Genomic DNA, 10314 nt, shown 5'->3' with positions numbered 1-10314 from the left:
ATTATGATTTGAGTAACCCAAATGGCAGTTTAATGCTGTTTTAAATCACCTTTAAATTATTTTTATGTGATAAATTTCAAAGGACGTTTGGATTTGAAGTTGTGGACGTTTTGTTTTGTCGATTATAATTATTTACTTTGAGCCTCGTTTACCGCTCAGAAAATCAGAAGATATCCTTGCTGTCACAAATTTTAAGGACCCTTCTTTATACCACCTTCTCTTGGGGAATATTTTTTAACCAAAAGGAGGCTTGATTGTATAGAAATAGTTTTTGAAAACCATAAAACCTGTTCAAAATCAACAGAATCTCGGAACAAAAACTTTATTAAATAGCCATTAGGATAGTTTTGAATTCCTCAAAGCTATGACTTCTTTATTTCAAAAATTCTTTAAACAAACTAAATTTTTACCTTATGAAAAAACAATTATTAATCCTGATGATTTTGATCATCTCAAGCTTAGGGCAGCATCTGCATGCTCAATCAAAAACCTTAAAAGGCCAAATAACAACCGAAGAGGATGGTCTCGGTCTTCCAGGCGCATCTGTATTAGTAAAAGGCACCAGTATTGGAACAACAACAGATTTGGATGGTAACTTTTCTTTGGAAATTCCCGCAGGAAGTAGCTTTATCATCGTGTCATTTGTAGGAATGAAAACACAGGAAATCAACATTTCTAGCAGATCAGAAATAAGTGTGATCATGGCGAATGACGACAAAGACCTATCTGAAGTGATCGTCACAGGAACCAGAGTGGGAGCTAGATCCCGCATAGACTCCCCAGTACCTGTAGACATCATTCCTGTGTCGAAAGTAATAGATGCAGTAGGGCAAATTGACCTCAATCAAATTTTAACCTACATAGCACCTTCTTTCCAATCAAGCAGACAGACTATTTCTGACGGAACTGACCACATGGACCCTGCTCAATTGAGAGGCTTGGGCACTGACCAGGTCTTGGTTTTGGTCAATGGAAAAAGAAGACACCAATCATCTCTAGTCAATGTAAATGGTACTGTAAACAGAGGTCAAGTAGGTACAGACTTGAACGCCATTCCTGCCAATGCTGTAGAAAAAATCGAAATATTGAGAGATGGAGCCGCCGCACAATATGGCTCGGATGCCATCGCAGGGGTGATCAATATCGTATTAAAAAAATCTGAGGGTCTCTCTGGAAACGTAGCAGGTGGAACTCATATCACCAACTATGACAGAAACTACATCCTCAATGATGGGCAAAACAGCAGTGCTTCTGCAAGAGATGGGAACATGGTCAGTGCAGCACTTAACTATGGACTCAAATTAGGAAATGAAGGCTTCTTGAACCTTACTGGTGAATATTCCAGAAGAGGCTTCACCAACAGGTCAGGCACATATACAGGACAAATATTCCCGTTGGAAAACAATGTAAACATAGATGATCAAGAATTGGCTGCTAGAAACCTTACTCGTGAAGATTTTGACATGAGGATAGGAAACTCAGCTGTTAATAGTGGTGGCGTGATGTTCAACCTTTCACTTCCTTTCAAAAATGGACTTTCACTATATTCCTTTGGTGGTTACAATAACAAAAGAGGAAATGCCGCTGGTTTTTACAGATATCCTACATCCGTACCTGCCGCAGTAAGAGGGAACGTATTCGGAGTCTATCCCAATGGCTTTTTGCCAGAAATCAATACCGATATTACAGACCTGTCACATACAATTGGTCTAACGGGCAAGCTAGGCGAGTGGAATTTTGATTTATCCAATACCTATGGACAAAACATTTTCGACTTTTTGATCTCCAATTCGGTCAATTATACCCAAGCTTTACAAACACCAAACTTCCAAAGGGAATTTGATGCAGGAGGGTTGAATTTCCTTCAGAATACAGTAAATTTTGATGCTTCGAAAAAATATGATATCCTAAAAGGACTAAATGTAGCAGCAGGAGCTGAGTTTAGGACTGAAAGATTTGCGATCAATGCCGGAGAGGAATCTTCCTACAGAAATTTTGACCCAAATTCCGGTGTTGCTGCTGGCGCACAGGTGTTTGCTGGATTCTCCCCTTCTACAGCAGGAACTTGGAATCGTAACAATATCGGGGCATACATAGATTTGGACCAAGAATTCACAGAAGGATTCAATGTAGCAGCAGCTTTGAGGTTTGAAAATTACTCAGACTTTGGGAGCACGATAAACTACAAGATTGCTTCTAGATACAAAGTGTCAGATGCCTTTATTTTGAGAGCATCCACTTCAACTGGATTTAGAGCTCCTTCTATGCAGCAGCGGTTCTACTCAAGAGTCAACACTCTATTCGTCACTTTACCCGGCCAAGGTCTAGTTCCGGTAGAAGCAGGTACTTTTAGAAACGATAGCGATCCTGCAAGGATTCTCGGAATACCTTCTTTGAAACAAGAAACTTCAAGAAGCTTTGCACTCGGCACCACTATTCTGCCAATTGAGAATTTAGAAATCACCATTGATGCCTACCAGATAGATATCGATGACAGAATAGTATTGACAAACAACTTTACAGATGGAGGAGACCCTGTATTGGCAGAACAGCTCTCTGCGGCAAATGCCAATACTGCAAACTTCTTCACCAATGCCATAGACACAAGAGCTAGAGGTATAGAGTCTGTTATCACCTATACCATTCCTCTGAAAGACAACTCTAGCATAAATTTGATCTTAGCAGGTACATTGATTGACAATTCAGTCGTGAAAGATGGCAACGGTAACCCGATCATCAAAGCATCACCAATATTAGAAAGTACAGGGCAGATTGGGAATTACTTCAACAGGGAAGACCAAAGCCGAATAGAAGTAGCTAGCCCAAGAGATAAAGTGAGTTTTATGGCAAACTACAATGTAGGAAAATTCACCTTCATGGCAAGAGCTGTAAGATTTGGAAAAGTAGTGTTTCTTGACCCAACTATGGGCACTGACCCTTCTACTTGGCCTATCAACTCCCTGACTGGTCAAAGAGAGTCTCTTGACCAGACATTCTCGCCAAAAATCGTCACGGACATGACTGTAAGCTACAAAATATCAGACAACCTGAGAATGAACGTAGGCGCCAACAACCTATTTGACGTCTATCAGGATATCCACAACCATAGCGGTAACTTCAGTTCAGGAAGGTTTGTGTATTCCAGAAGAGTCCAGCAAATGGGATTCAATGGAAGGTTTATCTTTGCCAGACTGAATTTCAACTTCTAAAAAAATTTGATACAATCCCAAAACCTCTTGAAACTTTTCAAGAGGTTTTTTTTTTATAATTACCATTCAAAAGCATTCCCACACAAAAAGCTTACATTTCAAATTTCGCCTAGTTACCACACTATTTTTTTTTAGTCAATATTGTACCGAGAACGACTAAATTTGTATGTCAAAATAACTTTTAGAGATAGTAACTTTGAAAAAAGAAATCATTTGCTGGGATGGCCATCATTCTAGACTTAGAATTAAATGTCCAAGTAAGCTCTTAAAAATCATAAAGAATAGGGACCATCAAATTAAAAGACCTATTTCTAATTAACTTTTTACAAAGAAGGAACAATCAAAAAAATCTACTATATGAATTGGCAAGGCGTATTCCCGGCAGTTACTACAAAATTTCACCAAAATGGCAATTTGGACATGGAAATGTTTTTCAAAAACATCGATGCTCAATTAGAGGCTGGGGTGAACGGAATCATCTTGGGAGGCACACTAGGTGAGTCATCAGTACTTTCTCAAGAAGAAAAAATCAAACTCACCACCGAAACGGTAGATTACATCAATGGAAAGGTGCCTGTAGTTTTGAATATAGCTGAAGGAGCCACCCAAGATGCGATTTTCTGGGCTGAAAAAGCCAAAGAAATGGGTGCCTCTGGATTGATGCTTTTGCCTCCAATGCGCTACTCGGCTGACCACAGAGAAGTGGTAACTTACTTCAAGGCCGTAGCCAACAGCACCGATTTACCAATAATGATATACAACAACCCTGTTGATTACAAGACTTTAGTAACAATCCAAATGTTTGAAGAACTAACAGCCTGTGAGAATATCCAAGCTATAAAAGAATCCACCAGAGATATATCAAATGTAACACGGATGAAAAACCGATTTGGTGACCGTTACAAAATTCTATGCGGAGTGGATACGCTTGCTATGGAAGAATTGGTAATGGGAGCCGATGGTTGGGTCGCTGGTTTGGTTTGTGCATTTCCAAAAGAAACTGTTGCTGTATTCAATTTGGTGAAAGAAGGGAAATATGAAGAGGCATTGGAAATCTACAGGTGGTTTTTGCCGCTTCTGGAGTTGGATATCCACCCCAAACTCGTCCAATACATCAAACTTGCAGAACAGCTAACCGGTATCGGAACAGAATGGGTCAGAGCACCAAGGTTGACCCTAGTCGGCGAAGAAAGAATCAAAATAGAAAACATCATCAAAAGAGGTCTGGAGAATAGGCCGGTGGTTTGAGATGGGAGATATGAGATTTGAGACATAAGATATGAGACGTGAGAGGCGACAAAGTATAAAAGTAAGACTTGCCCTGAAAGGGCTTTTGACATTAGCATAGGGTTATAACCCTATGCTTGGATAAAAAGACATGTTCATTTCTGCCCTGAAAGGGCAATTGAATGGTCGTCGAAAGTTAAGAAAAACAATAAAAAAAGTGATAAGTAATTTCAGGACGCGACAGACAGATATGAGAAGAAACAATATTTCTACGACTACGTCACCTCGATCCCGAATGCATTCGAGAGAAGCTTGTCCCACAGAATTGCGGGGAGGTATAGTCCCTATTTGAAACTGGAAAGTTAAAATTGAAGTTGGGGTGTGAATTTCAGTTCGAGATTTCTCTCTACGTTCGAAATGACTTGCCTATAAAACGAGAGGTTAAGAATAAATAAAGTGTCAGGTAAAATCAGGACGTGACAGTTCTAGAAACTAGACGCTGTGGACTTTGTCCCTCTGTTGTCTCCATTAATTCTACAGGACAAGCTTTGCGAGAGCAGAGAATTTGCCCTAAAATAACTTAATCCACTATTCAACCAATAACTAAAATAATTATCCATGAACTACGACCATATTTTCCAAGACGCACAAGAAGCATTTTTGCAATTCAAAAAAATCTCGGGAAAAAGCAAAGCGGATTTTTTGAGAAAAATAGCTTCAAATATCAAAGCTGAAAAAACCACCTTGATCCCATTGGCATCTAGTGAATCAAACTTACCAGAAGGGAGAATCACTGGAGAATTAGGTAGGACAGTTGGACAAATCAAGCTATTTGCTGACTTGGCGGAAGAAGGAAGCTGGGTAGAAGCAGTCATAGATCATGCAAATCCAGAAAGAACCCCGGCACCTAAGCCAGACCTCCGAAGATTCCTTACGGCACTCGGACCAGTGGTAGTTTTCGGTGCTAGTAATTTTCCACTGGCTTTTTCTACTGCTGGAGGTGATACTATTTCTGCATTGGCAGCAGGATGTCCCGTCATCTACAAAGGACATCCAGCACATCCCAAGACATCAGAATTGGTTGGACAATTGATTTCAAAAGCCATAGAAGAATCCAAACTCCCTTCAGGGTTGTTTACCCATGTAGAGGGCGGTGTCGAAGAGGGGCAAGAGTTAGTAAAGCACCGCATAGCTAAGGCGGTGGCATTCACAGGTTCATTTAAAGGTGGTAAAGCTATATTCGATCTCGCCAATCAAAGGGAAGAACCAATTCCTGTTTTTGCAGAAATGGGCTCTGTAAATCCAATTATTACATTAGAAAATAAATTAGGATCCAACATTGAAGGTTTGGCAAAATCTTTTGTAAGCTCACTCACTTTGGGAGCAGGGCAGTTTTGTACCAATCCAGGTTTGATCATGATACCGCAAATCCACGCAGATGCATTTTGCATAACCGTCAAAAAGGAAATCAAAGAGATTGCCGCTGCCCCTATGTTGCATGAAGGTATAGCAAAAGCTTACTATGATTCCCTTTCTAAATTAAAAGGCAAAGAAGAGCTTGAGTGGTTGCAAATAAATTCTGCCGAAGACATCATCAATGCCCATCCAGCTTTAGCAAAAATTACGGCGAGTGACTGGCTGGAAGATGACCTATTTCAAGAAGAAGTATTTGGTTCATTTGCTATAGTGGTAATCTATAAAGATTCAGAAGAACTACTTGCCATTGCCCGCAAACTTCAAGGACAGCTGACCATAACCCTTTGGGGAGAGGAGGAAGAGCTTTCTCAAAAATCAGCGCTTATCAATCTTCTAGAGGAAAAATGCGGTAGGCTGCTTTTCAAAGGCGTCCCAACAGGCGTCGAAGTAGGATATGCTATGCAACATGGCGGCCCCTACCCTTCCACTTCAGATAGTCGCTCTACCTCTGTTGGAGCGTATGCTATCAAGCGTTTTGCCAGACCGATCGCCTTTCAAGACATGCCAGAAAAGCTTTTGCCAGACGCATTGAAAGAAAGCAATCCATTGGGAATTTGGAGGATGATTGATGGGGAACTCAATAATAGATATTAAAGGATATTTGATTCTCGATATTAGTGGAAATTAGTGTTCCCTCGCGGAATTTATGTCTTTACTTAATAGTACACTAGTTCGGCGAACTATAAGTGAAATATAGCTTCGACAAAATATCTTGAAACAGATAATGATGAATATTTGCCGTGCGATAATTGTGGATATTGACCTTCACCCTAATAAAAATATTTGAAATATACTTTAGGAAATATTTCAACTTTATTTCCAATGTATTTCTATCCTGTTTCATATTATAACAAAACCAAAATTTCAAATTATGTGTATATTTATAAAAAACACACACATAAATGAGAACAAATATAGAGATTGATGAAGATTTAATTACCGAGGCCATGAAGGTCACAGGTCATAAAACGAAGAAAGCTACTGTTGAAGAGGGCTTAAAGTTGATCATTCAATTAAATCAACAAAGTAAGATCCGAAAATTAAAAGGGAAGTTAACTTGGAATGGGGATTTAGAAAAAATGAGACTTGATCAATGATACTAGTAGATTCGTCAGTTTGGATAGATTTCTTCAATGGAAAAGAAGAAGAACATGTAGAAAAACTATATGAGCTCCTTGGGAATAAAGTACTAGTGACTGGGGATTTGATTTTGGTGGAGGTATTACAGGGATTTAAAAATGATAAACAGTTCCAAATAGCAAAAGAGGCGTTAGAATCCTTACCATATTTCTCTTTATGCTCAAAAGAAACAGCTTTGCTTTCGGCAGAACATTATAGATTATTGAGAAAAAAAAGTGTTACCATAAGAAAAACCATAGATGTGATAATTGCCACATTCTGCATCAGCAATAACATAAAACTTCTTCATCATGATAAAGATTTTTCAGATATGGAAAAGCATCTTGGACTGCAGGCTGTTTGAACCAATGAAATAGAAATATACTTCGTGAAATATGCCTATGCTTGGTTGCAGAGAAGTTCGCCGAAGTATTTCAATTTTATTTCTACCCTATTTCAATCGTATTTCCACCATATTTCAATTCTATACTAATTTTAAAACATGAAAAAAACCTTCCAATGCATAGATGCCCATACTTGTGGCAATCCGGTAAGAGTAGTCTCAGGTGGAGTTCCTTTTTTGAAAGGCAGTAATATGCTCGAAAAACGTCAGTACTTTCTGGAAAACCTAGATTGGATCAGGACAGGGCTCATGTTTGAACCACGTGGTCACGATATGATGTCTGGCTCCATGCTTTTTCCTCCACATGATCCTGAAAATGACTTGGCGGTGCTCTTTATCGAAACCTCAGGCTGCCTGCCTATGTGTGGACATGGAACTATCGGGACGATTACCATTGCCATTGAGGAAGGTTTGATTCAACCCAAAAAACCCGGACATCTAAAAATGGAAACTCCGGCAGGATTGGTTTTGGTGGAATACAAACAGGATGGAAATAAGGTAATTTCTGTCAAACTGACCAATGTAAAAAGCTTCCTAGCCGCAGAAGGGTTGGAAATCGAAACCGAAGAGCTTGGCAAACTATCTGTTGATGTGGCTTATGGTGGTAACTTTTATTGTATCGTTGATCCTCAGCAGAATTTTCCGGGACTGGAGCACTACAGAGCTGAGCAGTTGATTTCCATGGCGAGAAACTTAAGGCAAAAGATGAATGAAAAATACGAATTCGTTCATCCCGAACATCCACAGATCAAAGGACTTTCGCATGTCTTATGGACTGGAAAAACCCTGGACTCTACCAGCACGGCAAGAAATGCCGTTTTTTATGGTGACAAAGCCATTGACAGATCCCCCTGTGGCACAGGCACATCGGCAAGAATGGCACAGTGGTTTGCCAAGGGATTACTTAAACCAGGAGATGATTTTATCCATGAGAGTTTTATCGGATCCAAATTCACTGGAAGGATAGAAGAAGTCACCGTAATCGCTGGCAAGCCCGCCATCATTCCAAGTATAGAAGGTTGGGCAAAAGTGTATGGGTACAATACAATTATCTTGGATGATGACGACCCTTATGTGCATGGCTTTCAGGTAATTTAGAGTATGGAACACGGATAAAGCGGATGGTCATGGGTTTTCGTACAGTTATTTTAAAAAATAGCTGTATGAAAAATAAGTTTTCTCTCAGTTTTTCTAACATAATAAAATCAATTTTTTCTTAGTTTTATATAATTTATCAAAACTTAAGAACAAGAATTAGGAGAAAACGAAGAAAGCTAATTTCTATGATTTCTTGTATATTTTGAACCAGCTAATCGATTTTAAAAGTCGAATTTTATAATAATAAAGCAAGGTTAAACATACTTTTTTCAGACATAAGACCCTCTAAATCAATCATAATAGCTCAAAAAAATAATTTACCCAACACTTGATTTCATTGTGCAACTAATTACATTTGCAGAAAATAAATTCTTTTAATATTCACATTATGAAAAATCAATTTTATCAAATCAGGTATGCCTTAGTGGCATTTTCTACTATTTTGTTAGTAGGGGGGGGTGTCAAGAAAATTTAAATGACCAAGAACCTTAAATGAAGTCAGTAAAGAAAACCTAACAGATCTATCCCTTGAACAAACAATTCTTTTAAGAGACTTGGAACGTATTTCATTAAATACTTTTATAGGTTTTGGATCAAAAAAAGAAAATCTAAAAACAGATTTTTGGGCTAAAATAAAAGACCTTACCAACAATTTTGAATTTGAAGAAATCAAGCTAGACTCTTTTAATGAAAACTTCAATGTCTTTTCAAATCTAGATCAAGAAATAATTAAAAATCACAAACTTTACCTGTATTTTCCATACAGTGAATATCATGATTGGGAGCTAAATGAGAAAGTGACAATATCTTGGGATCCTATAGTCTCTGAACATATGGGGAAAGGCTACGTGGTGAATTTAAAAAATCCTGAATTCAATGAAAAAAATAATGTTTTGGTAGATGAAGAATATACAAAAAGAAACCCAACAATAATTATTTTACCACAATACATTGAAGATGTTATTGATTCGAAAAAGGAAAACCAAAGACTAAACTCACTGAATACATTTCGAATAAAAGAAATGAGAATAGTAAACAATTGGAGATCAGGAATTTTTACCTCTGCTTATGATATGGAAGCAAAATATCTCAGTGTAAATTATTCAACGCCAACACCTACAGGTGTACTTCAAACAGCAAAATTAGGTAAAGTGACTAAAAAAGACGCTAGAAACAAAACTTGGAAATCTGTAAATTTAGATTTAATCCAAAATTGGAGAGAAAATGAAACCGGGTATCATTTTGTAATTTATCACAATGGCTCAGGATCATACGAATTAACAATGACAAATCAAGTTAAAGGAGCCAATGGAGAGTGGCTAACAAGTAATTTGACAACTACTGTGAAAATCCCGTCAAAATCAGATAATGTCACTGTAAATCAAATATTCGATAGATCTTATATGAAAATATTAAGTACCGGTGGAAAAGTAAACCCTGATCAATCCATGCATAATGGTAGGGCAATTCATAGTTTCTCAAGAATGGAATTTACTTATGATTGGTATGAAAATTAAATGTTTGTGTATTTCTTTAACTTTTATGCAATGCTGTCCTAAATAATTTTTTCTTCTTTAAGAATATTAGGTTAGAGGCAATTGTGAAGTGATTTATTTATAATCTGGAAAAAGAATCCCCTGTGGGTTATATTTTGTGGGTTTGTCATGATCTTCAAACGGTCTGTCCAGCCAATTTTGTAATTCAATTTTGACGAAAATATTCAGTCTGATAAATGCTACCAGGTTTGATAGATGCCATCCGTATTTTGCAGTTGCTTTCATT

General features: G+C 38.0%; 7 protein-coding genes. All 7 read left to right on the top strand.

Annotation, left to right across the window (positions count from 1 at the left end; genetic code table 11):
- Positions 1-413 precede the first annotated feature (413 nt).
- The 7 genes from MM236_RS19515 (at position 414) to MM236_RS19485 (ending at position 10049) form a co-directional block, all read left to right on the top strand.
- Positions 414-3209: a TonB-dependent receptor gene (locus MM236_RS19515; protein WP_241276682.1), complete on the top strand. Its 2796-nt coding sequence runs from the start codon at positions 414-416 to the stop codon at positions 3207-3209.
- A gap of 357 nt (positions 3210-3566) precedes the next feature.
- The gene (locus tag MM236_RS19510; protein ID WP_241276681.1) at positions 3567-4457 is read left to right on the top strand and encodes a dihydrodipicolinate synthase family protein; all 891 of its coding nucleotides are present in this window, start codon (positions 3567-3569) and stop codon (positions 4455-4457) included.
- 597 nt (positions 4458-5054) lie between these two features.
- Positions 5055-6506, top strand: coding sequence for an aldehyde dehydrogenase (NADP(+)) (locus MM236_RS19505; RefSeq protein ID WP_241276680.1), 1452 nt, complete (start codon positions 5055-5057; stop codon positions 6504-6506).
- A gap of 308 nt (positions 6507-6814) precedes the next feature.
- Positions 6815-7009 carry a type II toxin-antitoxin system VapB family antitoxin gene (locus MM236_RS19500; protein ID WP_241276679.1) on the top strand — a complete coding sequence of 65 codons (195 nt, stop codon included), beginning with the start codon at positions 6815-6817 and terminating at the stop codon, positions 7007-7009.
- Positions 7006-7395, top strand: a complete 390-nt coding sequence (gene vapC / locus MM236_RS19495) for a type II toxin-antitoxin system VapC family toxin (RefSeq protein ID WP_241276678.1) — start codon at positions 7006-7008, stop codon at positions 7393-7395. The genes MM236_RS19500 and vapC overlap by 4 nt, the downstream gene beginning before the upstream one ends.
- A 138-nt stretch (positions 7396-7533) precedes the next feature.
- Positions 7534-8532 (top strand): 4-hydroxyproline epimerase, encoded by a 999-nt coding sequence (locus tag MM236_RS19490; RefSeq protein WP_241276677.1) that lies wholly within the window; start codon positions 7534-7536, stop codon positions 8530-8532.
- A 554-nt stretch (positions 8533-9086) separates the two neighbouring features.
- Positions 9087-10049 (top strand): hypothetical protein, encoded by a 963-nt coding sequence (locus MM236_RS19485; protein ID WP_241276676.1) that lies wholly within the window; start codon positions 9087-9089, stop codon positions 10047-10049.
- The last annotated feature ends 265 nt before the right edge of the window (positions 10050-10314 follow it).

It is taken from the genome of Belliella calami (assembly GCF_022549695.1).
GTDB lineage: Bacteria > Bacteroidota > Bacteroidia > Cytophagales > Cyclobacteriaceae > Belliella > Belliella calami.
This window is presented reverse-complemented; position numbering and strand designations above follow the sequence as displayed.